Annotated in this window: 24 protein-coding genes and 1 tRNA gene; 12 read left to right on the forward strand and 13 right to left on the reverse strand. The window is 43.1% G+C overall.

All coding sequences use genetic code 11. The annotated features are described in order from the left end of the window. Positions 1 to 4 precede the first annotated feature (4 nt). The gene (gene murB, locus ICV01_RS01980; RefSeq protein ID WP_215288094.1) at positions 5 to 1,030 is read left to right on the forward strand and encodes a UDP-N-acetylmuramate dehydrogenase; all 1,026 of its coding nucleotides are present in this window, start codon (positions 5 to 7) and stop codon (positions 1,028 to 1,030) included. 2 nt (positions 1,031 to 1,032) lie between these two features. Here murB and ICV01_RS01985 read toward each other — a convergent pair whose 3' ends face one another. After that, positions 1,033 to 1,839 carry an AEC family transporter gene (locus ICV01_RS01985; RefSeq protein WP_371817466.1) on the reverse strand — a complete coding sequence of 269 codons (807 nt, stop codon included), beginning with the start codon at positions 1,837 to 1,839 and terminating at the stop codon, positions 1,033 to 1,035. Positions 1,840 to 1,980: 141 nt separating this feature from the next. Between ICV01_RS01985 and xerD the strand changes: the two genes are divergently transcribed. Both xerD and plsY read left to right on the forward strand, forming a co-directional pair. Further along, complete coding sequence (gene xerD, locus ICV01_RS01990) at positions 1,981 to 2,919, forward strand: site-specific tyrosine recombinase XerD (protein WP_215288099.1); 939 nt, start codon at positions 1,981 to 1,983, stop codon at positions 2,917 to 2,919. A 2-nt stretch (positions 2,920 to 2,921) separates the two neighbouring features. Further along, positions 2,922 to 3,533, forward strand: a complete 612-nt coding sequence (gene plsY / locus ICV01_RS01995) for a glycerol-3-phosphate 1-O-acyltransferase PlsY (protein WP_215288100.1) — start codon at positions 2,922 to 2,924, stop codon at positions 3,531 to 3,533. A gap of 21 nt (positions 3,534 to 3,554) precedes the next feature. On the opposite strand, the gene ICV01_RS02000 is transcribed toward plsY, so the two are convergent. Then, positions 3,555 to 3,983, reverse strand: a complete 429-nt coding sequence (locus ICV01_RS02000) for a universal stress protein (protein WP_215288103.1) — start codon at positions 3,981 to 3,983, stop codon at positions 3,555 to 3,557. Between the two features lie 171 nt (positions 3,984 to 4,154). Between ICV01_RS02000 and ICV01_RS02005 the strand changes: the two genes are divergently transcribed. Both ICV01_RS02005 and ICV01_RS02010 read left to right on the forward strand, forming a co-directional pair. Then, the gene (locus ICV01_RS02005) at positions 4,155 to 4,448 is read left to right on the forward strand and encodes a Dabb family protein (protein WP_215288105.1); all 294 of its coding nucleotides are present in this window, start codon (positions 4,155 to 4,157) and stop codon (positions 4,446 to 4,448) included. An 81-nt stretch (positions 4,449 to 4,529) separates the two neighbouring features. Then, positions 4,530 to 4,835, forward strand: coding sequence for an addiction module antidote protein (locus ICV01_RS02010; protein WP_215288107.1), 306 nt, complete (start codon positions 4,530 to 4,532; stop codon positions 4,833 to 4,835). A 50-nt stretch (positions 4,836 to 4,885) separates the two neighbouring features. On the opposite strand, the gene ICV01_RS02015 is transcribed toward ICV01_RS02010, so the two are convergent. From ICV01_RS02015 to tsaE, 3 genes are all read right to left on the reverse strand, one after another. Continuing rightward, positions 4,886 to 4,961, reverse strand: a tRNA-Lys gene (locus tag ICV01_RS02015). 44 nt (positions 4,962 to 5,005) lie between these two features. Continuing rightward, positions 5,006 to 6,289: an N-acetylmuramoyl-L-alanine amidase gene (locus ICV01_RS02020; RefSeq protein ID WP_215288110.1), complete on the reverse strand. Its 1,284-nt coding sequence runs from the start codon at positions 6,287 to 6,289 to the stop codon at positions 5,006 to 5,008. A gap of 9 nt (positions 6,290 to 6,298) precedes the next feature. Then, a complete protein-coding gene (gene tsaE, locus ICV01_RS02025) occupies positions 6,299 to 6,826 on the reverse strand; it encodes a tRNA (adenosine(37)-N6)-threonylcarbamoyltransferase complex ATPase subunit type 1 TsaE (protein ID WP_215288112.1) in 528 nt (175 codons plus the stop codon). 45 nt (positions 6,827 to 6,871) lie between these two features. Between tsaE and queG the strand changes: the two genes are divergently transcribed. The 3 genes from queG to ICV01_RS02040 are packed head-to-tail and all read left to right on the forward strand — an operon-like array spanning position 6,872 to position 9,078. Beyond that, on the forward strand, positions 6,872 to 7,996 hold the full coding sequence (gene queG, locus ICV01_RS02030) for a tRNA epoxyqueuosine(34) reductase QueG (protein WP_215288114.1): 1,125 nt from the start codon (positions 6,872 to 6,874) through the stop codon (positions 7,994 to 7,996). Between the two features lie 19 nt (positions 7,997 to 8,015). Beyond that, on the forward strand, positions 8,016 to 8,723 hold the full coding sequence (locus tag ICV01_RS02035; RefSeq protein WP_215288116.1) for an AzlC family ABC transporter permease: 708 nt from the start codon (positions 8,016 to 8,018) through the stop codon (positions 8,721 to 8,723). Continuing rightward, the gene (locus tag ICV01_RS02040; protein ID WP_251369370.1) at positions 8,716 to 9,078 is read left to right on the forward strand and encodes an AzlD domain-containing protein; all 363 of its coding nucleotides are present in this window, start codon (positions 8,716 to 8,718) and stop codon (positions 9,076 to 9,078) included. Before ICV01_RS02035 ends, ICV01_RS02040 begins: the two co-directional genes overlap by 8 nt. Here the strand turns inward: ICV01_RS02040 and ICV01_RS02045 are convergent, their stop codons facing one another. Then, the gene (locus tag ICV01_RS02045; protein ID WP_215288118.1) at positions 9,079 to 9,279 is read right to left on the reverse strand and encodes a DUF2892 domain-containing protein; all 201 of its coding nucleotides are present in this window, start codon (positions 9,277 to 9,279) and stop codon (positions 9,079 to 9,081) included. A gap of 10 nt (positions 9,280 to 9,289) precedes the next feature. Continuing rightward, positions 9,290 to 9,628, reverse strand: coding sequence for a helix-turn-helix transcriptional regulator (locus tag ICV01_RS02050; protein WP_215288120.1), 339 nt, complete (start codon positions 9,626 to 9,628; stop codon positions 9,290 to 9,292). 159 nt (positions 9,629 to 9,787) lie between these two features. On the opposite strand from ICV01_RS02050, the gene ICV01_RS02055 reads away from it, so the two are divergent. After that, positions 9,788 to 10,195, forward strand: coding sequence for a heme-binding protein (locus tag ICV01_RS02055; RefSeq protein ID WP_215288122.1), 408 nt, complete (start codon positions 9,788 to 9,790; stop codon positions 10,193 to 10,195). A 78-nt stretch (positions 10,196 to 10,273) separates the two neighbouring features. Next, positions 10,274 to 11,632, forward strand: coding sequence for a DEAD/DEAH box helicase (locus ICV01_RS02060; protein ID WP_215288124.1), 1,359 nt, complete (start codon positions 10,274 to 10,276; stop codon positions 11,630 to 11,632). Between the two features lie 15 nt (positions 11,633 to 11,647). On the opposite strand, the gene gluQRS is transcribed toward ICV01_RS02060, so the two are convergent. Then, complete coding sequence (gene gluQRS / locus ICV01_RS02065) at positions 11,648 to 12,514, reverse strand: tRNA glutamyl-Q(34) synthetase GluQRS (protein ID WP_215288126.1); 867 nt, start codon at positions 12,512 to 12,514, stop codon at positions 11,648 to 11,650. Positions 12,515 to 12,529: 15 nt separating this feature from the next. Here gluQRS and dnaE point away from each other — a divergent pair, with 15 nt between their 5' ends. Continuing rightward, positions 12,530 to 16,033 carry a DNA polymerase III subunit alpha gene (gene dnaE, locus ICV01_RS02070; protein WP_215288127.1) on the forward strand — a complete coding sequence of 1,168 codons (3,504 nt, stop codon included), beginning with the start codon at positions 12,530 to 12,532 and terminating at the stop codon, positions 16,031 to 16,033. Positions 16,034 to 16,066: 33 nt separating this feature from the next. On the opposite strand, the gene ICV01_RS02075 is transcribed toward dnaE, so the two are convergent. Further along, a complete protein-coding gene (locus ICV01_RS02075) occupies positions 16,067 to 17,158 on the reverse strand; it encodes a glycosyltransferase family 9 protein (RefSeq protein WP_215288129.1) in 1,092 nt (363 codons plus the stop codon). A gap of 24 nt (positions 17,159 to 17,182) precedes the next feature. Continuing rightward, the gene (locus tag ICV01_RS02080) at positions 17,183 to 17,947 is read right to left on the reverse strand and encodes a glycosyltransferase family 2 protein (RefSeq protein ID WP_215288131.1); all 765 of its coding nucleotides are present in this window, start codon (positions 17,945 to 17,947) and stop codon (positions 17,183 to 17,185) included. A gap of 39 nt (positions 17,948 to 17,986) precedes the next feature. On the opposite strand from ICV01_RS02080, the gene msbA reads away from it, so the two are divergent. After that, positions 17,987 to 19,786, forward strand: coding sequence for a lipid A export permease/ATP-binding protein MsbA (gene msbA / locus ICV01_RS02085; RefSeq protein WP_215288133.1), 1,800 nt, complete (start codon positions 17,987 to 17,989; stop codon positions 19,784 to 19,786). Here msbA and rng read toward each other — a convergent pair. The 3 genes from rng to rlmH are packed head-to-tail and all read right to left on the reverse strand — an operon-like array spanning position 19,783 to position 22,374. After that, positions 19,783 to 21,246: a ribonuclease G gene (gene rng, locus ICV01_RS02090; RefSeq protein ID WP_215288135.1), complete on the reverse strand. Its 1,464-nt coding sequence runs from the start codon at positions 21,244 to 21,246 to the stop codon at positions 19,783 to 19,785. The two genes, msbA and rng, sit on opposite strands and share 4 nt — an antisense overlap. Before the next feature lie 30 nt (positions 21,247 to 21,276). Further along, positions 21,277 to 21,912 carry a nucleoside triphosphate pyrophosphatase gene (locus ICV01_RS02095; RefSeq protein WP_215288136.1) on the reverse strand — a complete coding sequence of 212 codons (636 nt, stop codon included), beginning with the start codon at positions 21,910 to 21,912 and terminating at the stop codon, positions 21,277 to 21,279. An 18-nt stretch (positions 21,913 to 21,930) separates the two neighbouring features. After that, positions 21,931 to 22,374 carry a 23S rRNA (pseudouridine(1915)-N(3))-methyltransferase RlmH gene (gene rlmH, locus ICV01_RS02100; protein WP_215288138.1) on the reverse strand — a complete coding sequence of 148 codons (444 nt, stop codon included), beginning with the start codon at positions 22,372 to 22,374 and terminating at the stop codon, positions 21,931 to 21,933. Positions 22,375 to 22,404 lie beyond the last annotated feature (30 nt).

Raw genomic sequence — 22,404 nt, forward strand, 5'->3', positions numbered from 1 at the left:
TGGCATGAAGATTGATTTAAATGCGACATTGCGCTCGCATAACACCTTTGGTTTCGATGTTTTGGCTGAACATTTGGTTCATGTAACCGATCGCCAAGAGATCCCTCTTTTTGTTGAGGAAGCCTTTAAAAATAAGGCTAATTGGACTATTTTGGGTGGCGGCAGCAATCTTGTTTTAGCTAAAAATTTGTCCGGCTATGTAGGCTTAATCGCTACCAAAGGCCGTCGACTGCTAAAGGAGACAGAAAGCCATTTTTATGTAGAAGCCATGGCTGGTGAGGTTTGGCATGATTTTGTCGCTTGGACGCTGGAGCAGGGTTATCTAGGGCTGGAAAACTTGGCGTTAATTCCCGGTACGGTGGGTGCTGCACCCGTGCAAAACATTGGGGCATATGGTTTGGAGTTGGCAGAGGTATTTGACTCTTTAGAGGCCTTTGATACACAGACCAAACAATGGGTTAACTTGAGTAAAGCGGATTGCTCATTTGCTTATCGTGACAGTATCTTTAAGCATCAGCCACATCGTTATATCGTGAGTTCAGTTTGTTTCGCGCTGCCTAAAAAATGGCAAGCGAACCTTTCCTATGCGGAGTTGGCAAAAGCATTTGCTGATGAAAAAGAAATAAACGCGCAAGCTATTTTCAAGAAAGTTTGTGAGATTCGTTCGGCCAAATTACCGGATCCAAACGTGATTGGCAATGCGGGCAGTTTCTTTCATAACCCGATTGTTTCAAATGATCAGTACTTATTGCTTAAGCAACAATTACCTCATCTTGTGGCTTATGAGGTGCCTTTCTCATCTGATCAAAATAAAGCCTGGAAGTTGGCGGCGGGTTGGTTGATTGATCAGTGTGGCTTTAAAGGTTATCGACAAGGCGCCGTTGGTGTTTATGACAAACAAGCGTTGGTCTTGGTGAACCATGGCGGCGGCACTGGCGCAGAGTTGCTGCAGTTAGCCAAAGAGATTCAGCAAAAGGTCTATGAGAGGTTCAGGGTCAATTTAACAATTGAACCTGTCATCTTTCAATAATGTTATTTCAGAAAGAATAACCAAAACGGTAGAGTGATAGCCGCACCCAAGGTCATTACAGAAATGCTAATAGCCACAATCGTGCCATCACCTTTCATGCGATTGGCTAGTACATAAGCACTTGTCGCTGTTGGCATAGCTGCAAATAGCACGACGCTATTAAGTTGAGCTGGGGGCAGCTCCATATATCTACCAAGTAATAAAGCAATGGTAGGCATCGCCATTAACTTCACACTGGTCCAATAGGCGATCAGCGCGCCGTCTCGTTTGCTTTGAACCCACATCAACCCTGCCCCAACCGTTAGAAGTCCTAACGCAATGGATGCAGCCCCCATGCGGGCTAAGCTAAGTGCCAAGTAATCTGGAAGCTTAAGACCTAGTAGGTTGCTTAATAAACCTAAGCTGGTTGCTACAAGCAGAGGGTTCTTCATTAATTCTTTAAATAAATGAGATTCAGAGTGTTTGGCTAACGCCCAAACGGCTAATCCATTGGCAATAGGTACCAAGCAACCAATCGTAATCGCCATGAGGGCAACGCCTTCTTCACCTGCTAGGCGACCCGCGGCGGCAAAGGCGATATAGGAGTTGAATCTAAAAGATGTTTGGAAGCCAGAGGCCCAAGTTTTGGGGTTCTTTTTAGAAAAGAAATGGGAGAGCCACCCTAAAAATGCGGCTGAGAAGAATGCGACAAAAGCCACAATCAACATATGTGATGTGCCGCCCCAGTCAAATTTAGTTTGGTTAATGGAGTTAAAGAGCAATGACGGGAATAGTAGGTAATAGACCAACTTTTCCGCGCCTTCCCACACGCTCTTATCAAGAGGGGAGTGGCGGACTAATATGAACCCTAGCAAAATGAGTAAAAAATCCGGAAGTAATAAAAATGCGGAGTTCAAGTCAGTCTCTTTTAGAATAAAAGCTCAATGGTAGTCAAAAAAACAATTTCTAACATGGATTCAGAAAATAAAACTCCAACTAGCAAAAAATTAATTGCTAGCTTGGAAGCTATTGATACTTTTTGCGATACCTGTTGGCTAGAGGATGGTTTGTCTAAAAATAGCTTGTCTGCTTATAGACGAGACTTAATTTTGTTTGCCCGTTGGTTAGATGCCGAGTCTTCTGGTGATAAAGGTTTGTATGATGTCGTGGCTGCAGATGTTATGGGTTATATGGCTCATCGTCGGTCGGATAAGGCAACGACTGCTAATCGTCGTTTAACCGTTTTAAAACGTTTTTACAGATTGGGTATTCGCAAGCGTCATATCAAGGTGGATCCTTGTATTAATTTAAGAGCAGCTAAGCAAGCCCCACGATTTCCTAAAACCTTGAGTGAAGCCCAGGTTGAGGCTTTACTGAATGCCCCCGATATTGAAACCCCATTAGGGCTGCGCGACCGAACCATGCTGGAATTAATGTATGCCAGTGGCTTGCGTGTCTCCGAGATTGTTGACTTAAAAACGATTGAGGTGGGCTTAAATGAAGGCGTCGTACGAGTGGTGAGTGGTAAGGGTGGTAAAGAACGTTTGGTGCCTTTTGGTATGGAAGCTGCCGAATGGCTGAAGCGCTATATCGATGAGGCTCGCCCCCAGCTGTTAAGTAACAAAACTAGCCAGCACTTATTTTTGGCGAGACATACAGGGGAAGGCATGACCAGGCAGACCTTTTGGCATATGATTAAGCGCCATGCAGTTCAAGCAGGAATCTTGGTGCCGTTGTCACCCCATACGTTGCGCCATGCTTTTGCGACACATTTATTGAATCATGGCGCTGATTTAAGAGTAGTTCAATTATTATTAGGTCATGCGGATATATCGACCACTCAGATATACACGCATGTTGCGCGCGAGCGTTTGAAAAATATTCATCAACAGCATCACCCTAGAGCTTAACTATGAACCAAACAGCATTTTATGGATTACTTATTCTTGGATCTTATTTCATTGGATCTATTTCTTTTGCCGTAGTGGTAAGTAAAGCGATGCGTCTACCAGACCCGCATAGCTATGGTTCGGGTAACCCAGGAGCTACGAATGTACTTAGAACGGGTAATAAGGTAGCGGCACTCTTAACTTTGGTAGGCGACGCGGCAAAAGGTTATGTTGCCATCGCTATTGCTAGAGCTATGGTGGGTGTGGAAGTGGACTCATGGGTGTTGCCACTGGCGGCTATCGCGGCGTTTGTCGGGCATTTATTCCCTGTTTTTCACGGCTTTAAAGGTGGGAAAGGTGTAGCAACAGCTTTAGGTATTTTGTTGGCCATTAACTGGGTCTTGGGGTTAACGACCTTATCAACTTGGTTAATCGTTGCTGTATTTATGCGCTATTCATCTTTGGCTGCATTAATTGCAGCGCTATTTGCACCCTTATACTTTATTTTCTTATTTGGCGTTCAACCTATGGCAGCGGCCGTAGCTGCTATGAGCGCATTATTAATTTGGCGCCACAAAGGTAATATTGAGAAGCTTCTCAATGGCACTGAAGGAAAAATAGGTGGGAAGAAGTAACCCACCTATTTCATGACAAGCTTACCTAATAATCAATACAGGTTGTTTAGCTTGTGCAAGCACTTGAGTGGCAATTGAGCCCATGAATAAATTCATGAGGGCGCCACGACCATGAGACCCCATGACGATGAGATCAGCTTTCATTTTTTTAGCTTGCTCAAGAACCGTATCTGAAATATGGCCTGTCTTTTTCACAACTTCAAAAGTGACGCCCGCTTTTTTTAATTTGGCCACGCCTGCTTTCAGAGATAGCTCAGCCTGAGAGTCATACCATTTGGCAATTGACTTAGGTGGAATGTATTGCATCACCTCAGGTGGAATATTGTCTGTTTGAACATTTAATACCACTAACTTCACGCCATCGGCATTAAACATATTGAGATGTTTAATGATGTAATCGCAAGCCTTGATGCTATGTTTAGATCCATCGATTGGTAAAAGTATCTTCATGCCATTCTCCTCATGTTCATGGTTCCATTGGGCTTCTTTTTTGAGAATAAGTCAAATAAATAGAATTTTGATTTGAGGTATCTCAATAAGCAAACATTAAATTTTTAACATGAAATGTAATAACACCTTTAAAAGTGATTTAATGAGCTTAATCATGAATGGAGTATGGATATGCTGAGGCACATTGTTTTATTTAAGAAAAAACCTGAACTTGCCCAAGACTTGGCTTTGGAGGAGCGGGTGTATGTGGGATTAAAGCGCTTAGATCAAGTGGTTGATTTAATCAAATCTTGGCGCATGTCTAAAAATGAATTATCTAGACCGGTATGTTGGGATTATGTTTTGGAATCTGAGTTTGAGACGGAAGAAGATTTAAAGACCTATCTTATTCATCCAGAGCATCTCAAGCTGATGGACGACATCAAGTGCTACTTTGATATTGCCGTGGTTGATTATTATTTTTAGGACACCTTAAAACCTTAGGAAAATTAAGGCTTCGACGATTGTAATCGAATGATTACAATTGATAAAGAGTTGAGGGAATAAATGAAAACATCAAAAAAAATAAAAGTAAGTGATTTGCCTGAGTTTGATATAGCTCATTATTTGAAGAGTAAAAAAGCTATGACTGAGTATTTAAATCAGGTTATTGCTGATGGTGATGCGGCAGAATTGGCCGCTGCCTTGGGGCACATTGCTAGAGCAAAAGGGATGGCTAAGGTCTCTGATTCGACGGGTTTGACGCGGGAAGCATTGTATAAAGCCTTAAAAGCTAACTCTAAGCCACGTTTTGATACGGTATCAAAAGTAATTCAGGCTTTGGGAATGAGAATCTCAGTGCACGCTTATTAGGCGGTTCAAAAGAAAAAAGCCTCTGAAATTCAGAGGCTTTTTATGTAGATTGGTGGGTCGGGCGAGACTCGAACTCGCGACCAACGGATTAAAAGTCCGCTGCTCTACCGACTGAGCTACCGACCCAAATCTGTAAAAAAGAAGATTATAGCGGACTTTTTAAATTAGAGCTAGATTTGTCTAGATTTCGCTACAGGAGGGTTCTGAGCAAAGTAGTTTCTAATGCCCTTGAGGATTGCTGTGGCAATCTGTTCTTGATAATTAGTATCAGTAAGGCGGGCTTCTTCTTCTGGGTTACTGATGAAGGCAGTCTCAATCAAAATCGAAGGTACATCGGGAGCTTTTAAAACAGCGAAGCTGGCTTGTTCAACATGATTTTTGTGAAGCTTCGCAAAGCCGCCAATTTCGCGCAAGACTGATCCGCCCACTTTCAAGCTATCTTTGATTTGTGCGGTAGTCGACATATCTAATAAAAGTTGTGCCACTTGTTTATCTTGTGATTTGATATTCAAGCCACCGATTAAGTCGGCATTATTTTCTTTATTGGCAATCCATCTGGCTGCTGTGCTGGTGGCACCTTGTTGAGATAGGGCAAAGACAGAGGCGCCTTTAGCGTGAGGTTGAACAAAAGCGTCAGCGTGGACGGAAACAAATAAATCCGCTTGAATCCTTCGGGCTTTATTAACGCGGACATGCAGGGGTACGAAGTAATCACCATCTCGTGTGAGATACGCGCGCATATCGGGTTCTTGCTCAATCTTTGACCTGAGAATTTTAGAAATCGATAGCACCACATCTTTTTCTCTGGAACCACGTTTACCAATAGCGCCAGGGTCTTCTCCGCCATGACCAGGGTCAATCGCAATGGTTAGTAGGCGTTTGATGGATTTATCGCTGTTGGGTTTTATATCAGTTGTTTTTGCATCGGACTTACCAGCTTCTTTTCTGGCGATGGCGCCAATTGGATCTTCGGTTTCTGGTGGAGCTGATTTTTTAGTGCTGTTGCGCACTAATTTCATTAATGGATCATTAGCAACTGTTGGATATAAATCAAATAAAGCTCGATGTTGATAGTCGCCTACGGGATCTAACGTAAATAATTGAGGTTGAATACTTTCTTTTAAGTCAAAAACTAAACGCACTACTTTTGCCTGAAACTGGCCTACGCGAACTTGAGCAATATAAGGGTCGTCAGTTTTAACTTTGGCGACTAATTCTTTGATGGTGGGGGTAAGTTCCAGTCCTTCCACATCAACTACTAGGCGATCAGGTTTGGTTAGCAACTGATGTGTAATTTTGAGTGGTTGATCGGATTCTAGGGTGATGCGGGTGTAATCTTCCGCAGGCCATGCTCGCACCGCCAATAACTTCGCACCCCATGCTAATTGAGTTGGGCCTAATAGTAATAGGGCGCTTCCTTGGCTGATAACTTTGAGAGCGGTACGACGTTTCATAGCAAGTGATTAATGAATGGGGCGAAGCAATGCTTCGCCAAGATCCGAGTGACTTGTTATTGCCATTTGACGACTCTCATCCTCATTCATTTCTAAAGTGATTGTGCAATCAACTTTGGGTAATGTCCCTTCAGCCTTTTCTGCCCACTCTACTAAACAAATACCAGGATTGCTAAAGGTGTCTCTAAATCCAGCATCTACCCATTCTTCCGCGTATTTCATGCGATAAAGGTCAAAATGATGAACAGCTAATTGATGACCGTTGATTAAAAGATCGTATGGTTCGCATAAAGCGTAAGTGGGGCTCTTAACCTTCCCTGTATGACCTAAGGCTTTTAAAAGATATCGGGTGAATGTAGTTTTCCCCGCTCCTAAATCACCAACTAATGAAATATGTAATCGGAGATTTGGTTGGGTGGTGGCTAGGTTGGTGATTGAGCTGGCTAACTTAGTCGCTAAGTCAGCGGTTTGTTCTTCCGTTGATAAAACAAAAGAAAGTGAGGGTGAATGGGAGGGAGAAAATGTTTTTTCTGGCATGCCGTCCTACAATCTCACTTGAGCATTCAAAAACATATTGATTAAATGACGCCACTGACTCCCTCTAACCCATCCGCTGAATGGATTAACCAAATCGATTGGTTGAGAGATGAAGCTCGCTCCTTGGGTTTTGGCGATATCAGGATTTCTGACACGGATATGAGTCAGGCTGGGCCCAAATTGAGAGAGTGGTTGGAAGCTGGTCGTCACGGTGATATGAATTATATGAGCCAACACGAACATTTGCGTGTTCAGCCTGCTTTACTGCATGAAGGCACTATTCGGGTGCTAACAGTTCGTATGGATTATTTGCCTGATACCTCTGAGATGCGTTCTGCAATTGATTGGCGTCAAGCGGAGTTGCAAAAGGAGCAACAGGCTGGCGATGGCACGATTGCTATTTATGCCAGAGGTCGTGATTACCACAAGGTCTTGCGTTTACGTTTGCAAGACTTGGCTAATCGTATACAGGAGAAAATTGGTTCTTTTGGTTATCGCGTATTTGTTGATTCAGGGCCGGTGATGGAGGTTGAGCTGGCTCAAAAGTCTGGATTGGGTTGGCGAGGTAAACACACGCTTTTATTAAATCGTGAAGCAGGCTCTATGTTCTTTTTGGGTGAGATTTTTGTGGATGTGCCATTTCCTGTTGATCCGCCAGTTACTGGGCACTGTGGCGAGTGTTCTGCTTGTATTGATATTTGCCCTACACAAGCGATTACGGCCCCTTATCAGTTAGATGCTAGGCGGTGCATTTCATATTTAACGATTGAACATAAGGGATCTATTCCCGTTGAGCTTAGGCCGCTTTTAGGTAATCGAGTTTATGGTTGTGATGATTGTCAACTGGCTTGTCCGTGGAATAAGTTTGCGCAAATGAGCCAGTTACCTGACTTTCTGCCGCGGCACGGATTAGATCGAATCAGCTTATTAGAGTTGTGGTCTTGGTCTGAAGATGATTTCTTAAAACGCCATGAAGGCAGTCCCATTAGACGTATTGGCTATCAAGCTTGGCAAAGAAATTTAGCAGTTGGTATGGGGAATGCATTAAGGTCTGCTAAAACATCCGCAAGTGATAAGGCCAGTATTCAGAGCGCTCTAAAAACTAAGTTAGAGACTGTATCTCCGCTTGTCAAAGAGCATATCGATTGGGCTCTTAGCGAAAATATCTAAAAAACAATAAACTCTTTCTATGACTTTAAAGAAAGAAGTTTTATTGGAAGGTGCGAAGGATGCTTTTGCTGCTCCTGCTGCCGTCCTATTTGCGGGTATGTTGGGCTTTGGCGCGATGGGCAAAGCTAATGGCCTAGATATGTGGGTGACCAGCGCTGCAAGCTTCTTTATGTTTGCTTTACCTGGACAAGTCGTTTTGCTAGAGATGGTGATTCTTGGTGCGTCGGGTGTCGCGATTGCCATGGCTGTGACCTTAACGGCGACACGTTTTTTTACGATGTGCCTCACACTTTTCCCGCAGTTTCCTGAGCGACATCGTAGTCGTTACTATTACCTCTTAGTTCATTTTATGGCGATGAGCTCATGGGCTGTGGCGATGAAAGATTTTCCGAAAATAGACCCGGAAAAACGCCTGTCTTATTACACGGGATTCGCATTAGTTTGTTGGGGTGTTTCAACGCCGGGCACTGTTTTGGGTTATCTCATTGCTGGTCAAGTGCCTACTTATTTAAACCTTGGTTTGGTCTTTATTAATCCTTTATTTTTCTTATTGACGTTTACAGAGGTTAAGCCAAGAGGTAATCGTATAGCGATTTTGATTGGGGCTATTAGCGGGCCTTTGGTTTATTTGTGGCAACCCAATTACGCTTTATTAATTTGTGGTTTGGTAGGTGGGTCGATTGCTTATTCAATTGATAAATATTTAAGGAATAAACATCTTGCCTGAAACATCACAACTATCTCATTTGTTTAATGATGCTGGGGTGTGGGGTGCCTTGGTGCTTGCATGCATTGGCACTTATTTTTGGCGTGGCTTGGGTGTTTATTTCTCAGGAAAAATTAGCCAAGACGGTGAAGTATTCAAGTGGTTATCCGCTGTGACATACGCGATGGTAGCCGCTTTAACGGTTCGAATTATTCTGTTGCCTGTTGGTTTATTGGGGACCGTGCCACTATTTGTTCGTTTGATGGTTAGTGGCTTAGCTTTAGTAGTGATGGTTTCTTCACCACAAAAAAGAATGGTGCCAGCATTACTGACTGGCACCATCTCTTTGGTACTTTACGGATTGCTAGTTAGCTAATTAGCAGCAACCAGAATCTTTCTTGCAAGTTTTAATGCCTAGCAATGGGTAAGCTGGGCAGAAACGGAAAATGCCTGTTGCCATTGGTACAAGACCAACCCAACCCCATGTGCCGATAACACTAGTGATGGCCAAAATAACCAATAGCGCACCCACTGTGATTCTTAAAACACGATCGATACCACCAACGTTGCATTGCATACTCATCTCCTTAATTGCCACAATACGTGGCGTATAACAATTCCATTACGGACATCGCAATGGGGCTACAAATACTGTAATAAATATGTTTGCCATCTCGGCGTGTCGAAACAACACCTTCCTCGCGTAAAACAGCTAGCTGTTGTGAAAGTGTGGGTTGCTGAATATTGGTGACTTCTTCTAGTTCGCCAACACGTTTTTCGCCCTGGCTTAGTTGGCATAACAACATTAAGCGATCGCGGTTGGCGAGTGTCTTCATCATGCGGCAAGCATTGTCAGCATTCTGACGCATGAGGCTGATGTCTAATTTAGGGGCTTCAGTCGCAGTCGGGGTAGCGAGCGCATCCATATTTATCCTTATCCACTTATATCTAAACTTAATACATTATATATTTTATTTAATTATATAGTTATAAATTAATAATCGCAATAAAGCCAAGAGAGAAAAAGAAGAAATTCAGGTATCGTAGAGCCTCAAAATTAACGATTCATAGATAACGGAGACGCTATGCCAGGCCAAAAAGCTTATTTAAATCAAGCAGATGCTCAAAGAATACTCGCTGCAGCTAATGCCCATGCTGAAAAAAATAATTGGGGTGTATCCATTGCTGTTGTGGATGATGGCGGCCATTTATTAGCGTTTACACGTCGTGATGCAGCGCCGACTATCTCAACCTATATTTCTCAAGAAAAAGCTAAGACAGCTGCTTTGGGCCGTCGTGAGAGCAAGGTTTATGAAGACATCATCAATGGTGGTCGTTATTCATTTATGAATGCGACACCTGTTATGAACGGCACATTAGAAGGTGGTGTCAACATCGTGGTAGATGGCCACACGATTGGTGCAGTTGGTGTTTCAGGTGTTAAATCCATTGAAGATGCAGAGATTGCGAAAGCGGGTATTGCCGCTCTCTAAGTTCCTTCTAGAAGAAATTACAAAGAAAGTACGGATAAATCTCAAAGAAACTACTCACAGGCCTCATAATGTAGCCCTGTGAGTATCCAAGAAACTAATCCCGATTTAACTTTTGCTGATTTTGGCTTTGCTGAGCCAATTACGCGTGCCATTACCGAGCAAGGCTATATCAAGCCGACACCTATTCAGGCGCAATCAATGCCTCATGTCTTACAGGGTTCGGATGTGATGGGCGCCGCGCAAACAGGTACAGGTAAAACAGCTGCTTTTGTTTTACCTATTCTTCAAAATATTTTGCCCTTTGCGAGTAACAGCGCATCGCCCGCTAGGCATCCTATTCGAGCTTTGGTGTTAACGCCAACAAGAGAGTTGGCTGATCAGGTGGCGGATAACGCATTTAAATACGCCAAATTTACGGACATTAGAACTGCAGTTGTTTTTGGTGGTGTTGATATGGCGCCACAAACTGCGCAGTTACGTTCAGGTGTTGAGTTACTAATTGCAACTCCAGGTAGGTTGTTAGATCACATTACGCAAAAGACTGCGAACCTATCTCAAGTTCAGTTTCTGATTTTGGATGAAGCTGATCGCATGTTGGATATGGGTTTCTTGCCGGACTTACAGCGCATCATTAGCTTGATCCCCGCGCAAAGACAAACTTTATTGTTTTCGGCTACTTTCTCGCCGGAAATTAAAAAATTAGCACAGAGTTATTTACGTAATCCCGTGACAGTAGAAGTTGCCAGAAACAATGCTGCGGCTGATACGGTCCGACAGATTGTTCACATGGTGCCTAGTGAGCGTAAGAAGGACGCGGTCGTTAAAGTATTAAATGCGCGTATTCAACAAGGGCTATCTCGCCAAGCCATCGTTTTTACTAATAGCCGTATTGGCTGCAGTAAATTGGCTAGCGCGCTTGAGCGAAGTGGTATCAAGGCTGGCGCTATTCATGGCGATAAAAGTCAAATTGAACGTATGCAAATTTTGGATGCGTTTAAAAAAGGTGTGGTGGATGTTTTGGTGGCAACGGATGTTGCAGCTAGAGGCCTTGATATTGCAGACATGCCTTGTGTGATTAATCATGAGTTGCCTTTTAATGCGGAAGATTATGTCCATCGTATTGGGCGAACCGGACGCGCTGGTGCACAGGGTGATGCGATTGCTTTGGTGGATTCATCGGAAGAAAAGCTTTTGCTTGATATTGAAAAGCTCATGAATCGTAAGCTCACACGTATGCCGGTTCCTGACCCTGCCGGTGGGCCTGCTGCTGATCCATTCTTTTATATGCCTTACCAAGCTAAAGCGGCGAAAGATGCTAAAGATACGGTATCTGCTACAGATAGTCCGGCACTCAGTGAAGTGCCCCCTAAAAATGCCGGTATTAAGTCAGCTCCAAGACCAGTCGGCGCTTTATTAGGTGGGTTCAAGAAAAAATAAACTTTTAAACAAGTTTTATTTTTTTAACAGTCGCTGTTTGTAATCTTTTAAAGCTATTTCAAGCCACTCAGCAGCGCTTAAAGACGATTCATCAAAGAGGGAAGGGTTGCTTAGGTTTAAGTGCCTTCCAGCCGCTTGTAGAGCTTTTAATACTTTCTCTGGTGTATCAATCGCGATGGCTTCAGCTTTAGTTTGTTTGCTGAGCTTTTCTTGATTTTTATCTAATACGAGCGGTAGATGTAAATATTCAGGTGTTCTAAAGCCTAATTGCTCTTGTAAATAAATTTGTCGCTCGGTGTTATCTAGTAAATCTGCACCTCTCACAATATGGGTAATGCCTTGTAGCTGATCATCCACTACAACAGCCAATTGATAGGTGAAAATTCCATCCGCTCTTCGTAAAACAAAATCTCCAACAGTTTCTCTAAGGTGTGGCTGATTAACACGTAAGCGCCATGCGCAAGGTTCTGTGGTGTAACCAAGGTCACGGCAGGTTCCTGGGTAAATTAGTTCATCGTGTCGTTGACGTGAGATACCTTTAGCAACTAGGGCATCTTCAATTTGTTTGCGCGTGCATCGGCAACCAAAAGCTTTATTGGCAACAATGAGCTCATTTAAGTATTTTTTGTATAAATCTGTGCGTTTTGATTGGTATTCAATATCGCCATCCCAGTAAAGGCCACAGGCTTCTAGTTGAGAGATGATGATTTTGTCCGTTCCAGGTATGCACCTAGGTAAATCTAGGTCTTCTATCCTAAGAAGCCATTTCCCATCATGGGCTCGGGCGTGGAGCCAGCTACCAAGGGCGGTTGCGAGCGACCCTGCGTGCAGAGCACCGGTGGGTGAGGGGGCGAAGCGACCAAGGTAATTGCAAGTCAACATAGCTAAAATGATCTCATGTCTTCAAATACTAATTTCGTCCATTTGCGTCTCCACTCCGAATATTCCATTGTGGATGGGGCTGTACGCATAGATGATGCCATTTCTTTGGCGGCTAAGGACGGAATGGGAGCTTTAGCCTTAACGGATTTAGGTAATACCTTTGGTTTGGTTAAGTTTTACCAAGCGGCCCGTAAAGAGGGGATAAAGCCTATCGTTGGTAGTGATGTTTGGATTACCAATCATGAGGAACGAGATAAACCATTTCGTTTGCAGCTTTTAGTTAAAAATCATCAGGGTTATTTGAACTTATGTGAGCTATTAACAAAAGCTTCGTTAACTAATCAGTATCGTGGTCGTGCTGAAGTGGACGCGAACTGGTTTAAGGAATATGCGGAAGGTTTAATTGCGCTATCCGGGGCTAGATTTGGTGATGTGGGTGTTGCGCTACTAGCTGGGCAACATGATGAGGCTAAGCAAAAAGCTTTGCAGTGGAAGAATTATTTCCCGGACAACTATTACATTGAAATACAAAGAGCCGGTCATCCGCAGGATGAATCTCATTTGCACGCTGCCGTACATCTAGCCAATGAACTTAAGTTGCCGGTTGTTGCTACGCACTCGGTCCAGTTTATGACTCCTAGTGACTACACAGCGCATGAAGCCAGGGTGTGCATCGCTGAAGGTGAGATTCTGGCGAATCCTAAGCGAGTGAAAAAATTTACAGCGGACCAATATTTCAAAACACAAGAAGAAATGCATCAGCTATTTGCTGATTTACCTGCTGCATTAACCAACAGCGTTGAAATCGCTAAACGTTGTAATTTATCTCTTACCTTGGGTAAGCCGCGCTTGCCAGACTTTCCTGTCCCTAAAGGGATGACATTGGATGATTATTTGATGGAAAAAGCCATGGAAGGCTTATCCAAACATTTAGTTCATTTATATCCTGATGAAGAAGAACGTGAAAAACAGCGCTCACTTTATGAAGTGCGTTTAAAGTTTGAGGCTAGAACGATTTCTCAAATGGGCTTCCCTGGTTATTTCTTAATCGTTGCCGATTTTATTAATTGGGCCAAAAACAATGGCGTGCCAGTAGGGCCAGGTCGTGGTTCAGGTGCTGGTTCTTTGGTTGCTTACTCATTAGGTATTACCGATCTAGATCCTTTGCGTTACAACTTGTTGTTTGAGCGTTTCTTAAACCCAGAACGTGTTTCCATGCCTGACTTTGATATCGACTTTTGTCAGCATGGTCGTGATCGGGTGATTGCCTACGTTAAAGAAAAATATGGCAAAGATGCGGTGAGTCAAATTGCAACCTTCGGTACGATGGCAGCGCGTGCTGCGATTCGAGATGTCGGGCGTGTACTAGAGCAACCTTATGGTTTCGTTGATAGCATTTCAAAACTAATTCCGAATAAACCGGGACAACAAGTCACTATTGAGCAAGCCAAGAAAGATGAAAAACTTTTAGCCGAACGCGAAGCTCGTGAGGAAGAGGTTAAGCAACTTTTAGGTTTGGCGCAGCAATTAGAAGGTATGACCCGAAATGTGGGTATGCATGCGGGTGGCGTATTAATTGCACCAGGCAAATTAACGGATTTCTGTCCTTTGTATACCCAGGGTAGCAAGGATGGTAAAGATGTGGATTCGGGTGTTGTTAGTCAATACGATAAAGACGATGTCGAAGCTGTTGGCTTAGTAAAGTTTGACTTTCTGGGTCTAACCACACTCACCATCTTAGATTGGGCAGAGCGGTATATCCATGGTCTTTATCCAGATAAAAAAGATTGGCGGGTAGGCAGCGTTCCTTTAGATGATCCTGCTTCCTTTGATATTTTGAAAACCGCTAATACCGTAGCTGTATTCCAATTAGAAAGTCGAGGCATGCAAGGCATGCTACGTGAGGCAAAGCCTGACAGATTCGAAGACATCATTGCTTTGGTTGCTTTGTATCGCCCAGGCCCAATGGACTTGATTCCATCGTTCATCGCCCGTAAACACGGTAAGGAGCAAGTGCATTATCCGGATCCACGAGTTGAGCCAGTGTTACGCGAAACCTACGGGATCATGGTGTATCAAGAGCAGGTGATGCAGATGGCGCAGATTATCGGCGGCTACTCTTTAGGTGGCGCTGACTTATTGCGTCGTGCCATGGGTAAAAAGAAACCTGAAGAAATGGCTGAGCATCGTCAATTATTCCGAGACGGCTCTTCTAAGAGTGGTTTAAGTACCGATAAGGCCGATGAAATATTCGACTTGATGGAAAAGTTCGCAGGCTATGGTTTTAACAAATCCCATGCTGCAGCTTATGCCTTATTGGCGTATCACACGGCTTGGTTGAAAGCGCACTATCCAGCTGAATTTATGGCGGCCAACATGTCTTTGGCGATGGATGACACCGACAAAGTCAAAATTTTGTACGAAGATGCCTTGGCCAATAAGCTAACTGTCTTGCCGCCAGATGTTAACGCTAGCGTTTATCGTTTCATGCCCTTGCGTGAGGATGAAAAAGATTTAACTCAGCCTGCAACTATGATTCGTTATGGTTTAGGTGCTATTCGTGGCACGGGTGAGGCTGCGATTGAGCAAATTATTGAAGCTAGAAAAAATGGCCCATTTATTGATTTGTTCGATTTCTGCTCTAGATTGGATCGTCGCGTCGTTAATCGTAGAACGATGGAGGCTTTGATTAGGGCGGGGGCGTTTGATTCTCTTTATGGTGGATTTGATGCTCGTTCTACTTTATTAGCGTCCTTACCAAGAGCGATCGAAGCTGCTGAACAAGCCGAAGCTTCTGCTCAGCAAGTTAGCTTGTTTGATATGGCGGGTTCTTCTGATGAACATAAACCAGAACTTATTAAAGAGGCGGTTTGGTTTGAGAAGCGTCGTCTTCAAGAAGAAAAGACAGCCTTGGGACTTTATTTAACAGGGCATTTATTTGATGCTTATAAAGATGAAGTTAGCCACTTTGTTAGAACTTCATTGAATCAATTAACCGAAGGTAAAGATCGATTGATTACAGGCATCATGACTTCTACTAGAAGCATGATGGGCCCTCGTGGCAAATTAATGATCGCTACCATCGATGATGGTACCGCTCAAGTGGAGATGACTATTTACAGTGAAATATTCGAGCCTAATCGTCATTGGTTAAAAGAAGATGAGTTGGTCATTGCTAAAGTAACTGTCACGCCTGATAAGTTCTCGGGTGGTATGAGGGTGGTAGCGGATTCCGTCATGGATGTAACCAGTGCTCGCCTAAAGTTCGCCAGAAGCTTGCATGTGCAGTTGCAACCGGGTATTGATGTTAAAGGCTTTAAACAGCAGGTATCGCCTTACTTGAGTAAAAAAGACCAAGGTTTATTAATGACTGCCGATGTTATCTCTAATGGTAGCGTTTGTTTGGTGCAATTCCCTGATGCCTGGAAAATCTATCCTGATGATGAAAGTATTCGTGGTCTTAACCAGGCATTAAGCATATCGGGCGGTCAGGGCGCCGTTGAAGTTAAATACGCTTAATACACTATACGTTTTACTTTTAATAAATTTTTATTAAAACTTAATAGCGTAGGTCTTAACGGCGTCTAATACTTGCTCTAGCGTTAGATTGTTTAAGCAGTCGCTTCTGCTATTCGACCTATCTTCGCAACCAGCTTTTCTGCAGGGCACGCATTCACCGGGCCCCTGAATGATGGTGACGTTGCCAACTTTCTGTGGACTGCCTTTTAATTGGTAAGGTTGCTTACCGATAAAGCCATTGGGCCATGGCCCAAAGTTAGTTGGTGGGGTGGCACCAAATAGGGTGATGGTAGGCGTGTTACAGGCGGCAGCTAAATGCGTCACGGATGTATCAACGCCGATGTATAGCTTAGCCTGTCGTAGTAGTGTGCCTAATTGATCTAGCTTTAAGCATCCATCTAAATTCAGTACATTTTTTCTTGCGGTATCACTTAATAAGGCAATGATATTTTTATTGAGTTCTTTATCTTGCGCCACAGGGCCTGCGCTTAAAACGACTTGTTGGTGAGGGCTTAGTTTTTCAATTAAGCTAACCCAATGGGCCAGTGGCCAGCGTTTATAAGCTGTTAGCGGGCTTGGATGAAGGACGACATATTCTGAGTTCAGTTGACCGCTTATTTCTGTAGGTAAGGTAGCTGCTAGAGGTGGGGTCACACTGATTGGTGAGCCGAATAACGTAGCTTCATCTGTGAATTTCTCTAATAGATGAATCTTTTCTGCAATCACGTGTTGGTGAAAGTAATCGACTTCAACGGTATGAATGCAAACTTTTTTCTTCCACCAATTGAGTTTTGGTTCGTTGGGTATAACACCTACGCGATGTCTCGCTGCAATGAGGCCATATAAATAGGCGCGGTCACTTGGTTGTGTGATGATGGCTAAATCGTAGCGTTGAAATAATCTAAAAAACTGATGAAGGTAGTCCTTAAATTTGGGGCGGGGTTTAGTGCCAATAACGGCATTTAAATCAGGATTGCCAGATAGCATGGAAAGACTATTTTCGTAACCGAAAAAATCAATTTTTGCACGAGGCCATATCTTTTTCACGGCGCTAATGAGTGGTGTTGTAATGAGCGTGTCACCGATTTGCCGAGTGGCAATAACTAAAATTTTTTTATATTTCATTGGCTAGCCGTTATATTTTTTTAATTATTGTTGTGGCTTATTTTGGCTATTATTTAATTGCCATAACTTGATGTACTTGTAGTACGAGGTGGCAGCATTAGAAATAGCGAGTGCTAGGCCATACTGACCATCTAGAAAACCTTTTTTAATAATGTAGGTTCTAAAAAAAGCCCAGAAACCATGAAACAAGGCTTGAAATAAATTGCCTCTTTTACCTTTTTCAAAAGCTTGTTTTGCCGACGCAGTTGAATAAGTATCAACCTTTTTTAGTACCTGCTCAAAGTTTCTATAACTGTAATGTAGAAAATGGTTGCGGAGTTTTTTAACGGGTCCAGTTGGTAAGAGTCGTTCATGAACCAAATGATCTGAAAATTTCGCGCTGCCTCTTTTAAACAAACGCTCAACATAATCTGGATACCAGCCTGAATGTTTCATAAACTTACCGCAGTACCAAGAAAGCCTTGGTATGGCATAGCAGTCAACGCCAGATGGACCATTAATGATCTCTAAAATCTCATTTTTTAGCTCTGGGGTAACCCGTTCATCGGCGTCGATAGACAGCACCCACTCTTGAGTGGCTAAGTTAAGCGCCCGATTTTTTTGAGGGCCGAAACCTGGCCAATCGCTTGTATTTTCAACCTTTGCACCAAAGGATTGAGCGATTTCTACGGTTTTATCGCTGCTTTGACTGTCAACGACGATAATCTCATTGGCGAAGGAAATACTCTCAAGGCAGTCCTTGAGATTAGCTTCTTCATTTTTGGTAATTAAAATAACTGATAAGCCCATAACGGGATGTTAGCACCGCTGTAGGTTACGATTCGGTATATGGATTCAAATAGTATTAAATTAAGCACCCAAACGGCACTTGTTCGCTTGCTCAAATATGCGTTGCCATACAAATTGGCGGTATTGGGGGCATTTATTGGCCTGGCTATTGTGGCAGCCTCAGAGACGGCTATTCCGGCGCTTTTGAAACCTTTATTAGATCGTGGATTTAGTGGCAAGCTAGATCAAAAATTGTGGCATGTGCCTGCTTTTTTGGTGGGCTTGGCCTTTATTCGTGGTTTGGCTCAATTTGGCTCTAATTACGCCATGGGGCATATTACCAATGCCATTTTGTACAAATTGCGTGAGCAAATGTTTACACGCTTACTTCAGGCTCCGGCAGATTTATTTCAAAACAAATCAGCTGCTTCATTAATTAATGCGGTTGTATTTGAGGTTAATTCGGTTCTTCAAGTGATTACGACGATTGCTATCAACTTAGTAAGAGATAGTTTGACGGTGATTGGCTTGATGGCTTACCTGTTTTATTTGAATTGGCGCTTAACTTTATTAATTCTGATTATTTTTCCAATTATTGGTTATATGGCTAAGGCTATCAATAAGCGCTTACGTCAATTATTTAAAGTTAGCCAAGATATGACCAATGAATTATCTTATATCGTTGAAGAAGCTGTGGGTGGCTATAAAGTGGTGAAGCTTCACGGCGGTGAGGTTTATGAGAAACAACGTTTTTCTTTAATCGCTGAAAAATTGCGCCGTTACTCCATGAAGATAACGGTAGCAGGTGGTCTTAATCAGCCAATCACACAGATCATTGCTTCTATTGCCTTATCAGGTGTTTTATTGGTGGCGATTTTCCAATCCTCGGTTGCTGAAACAACTGTTGGTGGTTTTGTGGCCTTCATTACAGCATTGATCTTAATTATTTCCCCTTTGAAACATCTAGCGGATATTAACCAACCGCTACAACGTGGCGTGGCCGCTGCTGAAATGATTTTCACTTTGATGGATCAGCCTATTGAAGAAGAGATTTCTAGGCGTTCAACTTCTCAGAAATTAGATAAAGCAAAAGGTGAAATTGAGTTTAAGTCTGTAGATTTTGCTTATGGAGCAGCTGCTTTATTAGGCGGTTCTGATAATTCAGGATCGAAAGATATTTTAAGAAATATCGATTTAAAAATTGCTGCAGGTGAAGTGGTGGCATTTGTTGGTCCTTCTGGAAGTGGTAAGTCAACTTTGGTGAACCTTTTGCCACGTTTCTTTAAGCCTACTCAAGGAAATATCTTTTTAGATGGCATCGATATTGAGCAAATTGATCTAAAAGATTTGCGTCGTCAAATTGCATTCGTTAGCCAAGATGTAGTTTTATTTAATGACACGATTGCTGCGAATGTGGCCTATGGTTTGCCTGAGAATCAAATTGACTTGAGCCGAGTCCATGATGCTTTGGCGGCGGCTAATTTGGCGGAGTTAGTTAAAGAATTGCCAGAAGGTATTCGTGCGCAGATAGGAGATAACGGTAATCGTTTATCGGGTGGTCAGCGCCAACGTTTAGCAATTGCTCGCGCTATTTACAAAGATGCGCCTATTCTGATTTTGGATGAAGCTACTTCGGCATTGGACTCTGAGTCTGAGCGTCAAGTACAAGATGCTTTAGAACGTCTGATGGCAGGTAGAACGACACTCATGATTGCTCATCGCTTATCAACGATTGAAAATGCAAATCGTATCGTTGTTTTAGATCATGGCAAGATTGTTGAAAATGGCTCACATGCACAATTGATTGAGCAAAACGGTTTATACGCTAGCTTGCACCGATTACAGTTTTCTCAGGTTTAGTTAAGAACGATATCGTATTGTTCTTGGTTAAAACTAGACTCTGACTGTAGTCGAATAGGTTTGCCAATAAACTCGATGAGTTGGGCTAAATGCCCACTTTCTTCTTCTAAGAATCGATCAATCACATCGGCGCTAGCGATGATTCTGAACTCTTTAGGGTTGAATTGGCGATGCTCGCGTAAGACTTCTCGCAGGATTTCATAACAAATACTTTGGGCAGTTTTGACTTGCCCTTTTCCTTGACACACTTCGCAAGGCTCGCAGAGTAGGTGAGCCAATGATTCGCGCGTGCGCTTGCGTGTCATTTCAACTAGACCTAATTCCGAGAATGGATTCACGGATGTACGGGTTCGATCACGAGATAGATTTCTCTTAAGTTCCTCAAGAACTGCTTCTTGATGCTCTTTTGTATGCATATCAATGAAGTCAACGATGATGATGCCGCCTAAATTACGGAGGCGCAGTTGCCTAGCAATGATTTGCGCTGCTTCTAGATTTGTTTTGTAGATGGTGTCGTCAAACGTTCTAGCGCCAACATAACTACCTGTATTGACATCAATCGTGGTCATTGATTCTGTTTGATCAATCATCAAATAGCCGCCTGACTTTAGATCGACACGACGACCCAATGCACGATTGATTTCAGATTCTGTATCAAATAAATCAAATAGCGGCCTTTCGCCTCGATAGAGCACTAATTTATTCAGTTGATTTGGTGTGAAGTCTTTAGCAAATGAAGTGAGTTTGTCAAAATTCTCTGCTGAGTCAATTCTGATTTGACCGGTAGCATCTGTTGCAAGATCTCTTAAAACACGTTCCGCAAGACTTAAGTCTTGGTGTAGTAGGCTTGGGGCAGGTAGGCGATTGGTGCCATCTTTAACCCTTGCCCAGGTGGCATTTAAATAATTTAAGTCGTTGACCAACTCTTGGTCAGCAGCATCTTCGGCGCTAGTTCTTAAAATATAACTACCTTGAGCTGATTCCGAAAGGAGTGCTTGAAAACGTTTTTTTAGAGCATCGCGTTGCTCTAAAGATTCTATTTTTTGCGATATGGCAATTTGATTGCCATTGTCTTCTTGTGGCAAATAAACCAAATTGCGGCCGGCAATACTAATGTGTGTGCTGAGTCGTGCGCCCTTGGTGCCTAATGGATCTTTTAAGACTTGAACCAAAATGGTTTGCCCATCAAAAACTAACTTTTCAATGGGGGTGTTTTCGGGCTTTGAATTTTTTGGCATCCATAAGTCAGCCACATGCAAAAACGCTGCTTTATCTAAGCCGATATCCACGAATGCCGATTGCATACCTGGAAGTACGCGTGTCACCTTACCTAAATAAATATTCCCCACAATCCCACGGCTTTGGCTACGTTCAACGTGAAGTTCTTGAACAACTCCTTGTTGAATGATGGCCACACGTGTTTCTTGTGGTGTGATGTTGACTAATATTTCTTCAATCATCGCGAGATTATTTATTTAAAGTTCAGTTGTTTAGTTAAGTTTGTATTCCACGACATTTTTAATGATTTGTGCCGTTTCAAATACTGGAAGCCCCATGATACCGCTGAAACTGCCTTCGATATGTTTTATAAAGCAGGCGGCTAATCCTTGAATACCGTAAGCGCCTGCTTTACCCATATGTTCGCCTGTTGCGATATACGCATGAATCTGATCAATGCTTAGTTTTTCGAAGGTGACGTTGGAGCTGGAAATTAATAACTCAGGCTTGCCATCCAATTCATTTTGTATGGCAATCGCTGTATGTACTTGATGAGTCTTGCCGCTTAGTTGTTGCAAAATGCGTACCGCATCTTCGTTATCGACGGGTTTGCCCAAAATCTCTTCTGTACCTTCTGAGTCACTGACTTGAATGCTCACAGTAGTATCGGCACATAAGATGGGTGCCCAGGGTAGATGCCTAGTTTGAAGTCTGTTAACCGAGGCGGTTAGTTTAGCTAATGTCACGCGCTGAACATATTCAAGGGAAGATTCACCAGCAATATGATTCTCTAGAGATTCTGTATCTTCAGTCGCATCGGCAATGAGTAGCTTGTATGTCACGCCCATTTGTTGGAGTAACTCTTGTCTGCGAGGACTCTGAGAAGCTAGATAAAGATAGGTGTACATAAGTCAACGCAATCCATGCTAAACGCGGTGATAGGGGTGGCCTTGCAAAATCGTCCAAGCACGGTAGAGCTGCTCAACCAATAAAACTCGCGCCATGGCATGGGGTAGTGTCATGCTTGATAAGCGAATCATGGATGCCGCTTCTTTCTTTAATTCTGGATCCAAACCATCTGCGCCACCAATCAGTAAAACGATATCTTTGCCATCTTGCCGCCAATGGCTCATCTGGTTCGCTAAATCTTGCGTCGATAGGTCTTTGCCCCGTTCATCCATGGCAATGATGTGAGTCCCTTTGGGAATCGCTTCCCGAATCTTCACTGCTTCTTTAGCTGGATTAATGTCCGGTTTAAGTTCTTTGATTTGAATAGCGCAGTCGGCTGGCATGCGCTTGACGTAATCTTGGGTCGCTGTTTCTGCCCAGGCAGGCATTTTGTGACCAACAGCAATGACCCAAAGCTTCATAGTTATTTAGGTATGGCGAGAATTAGAGAG

The sequence above is a fragment of the Polynucleobacter sp. MWH-Spelu-300-X4 genome, assembly GCF_018687515.1.
Lineage (GTDB): Bacteria > Pseudomonadota > Gammaproteobacteria > Burkholderiales > Burkholderiaceae > Polynucleobacter.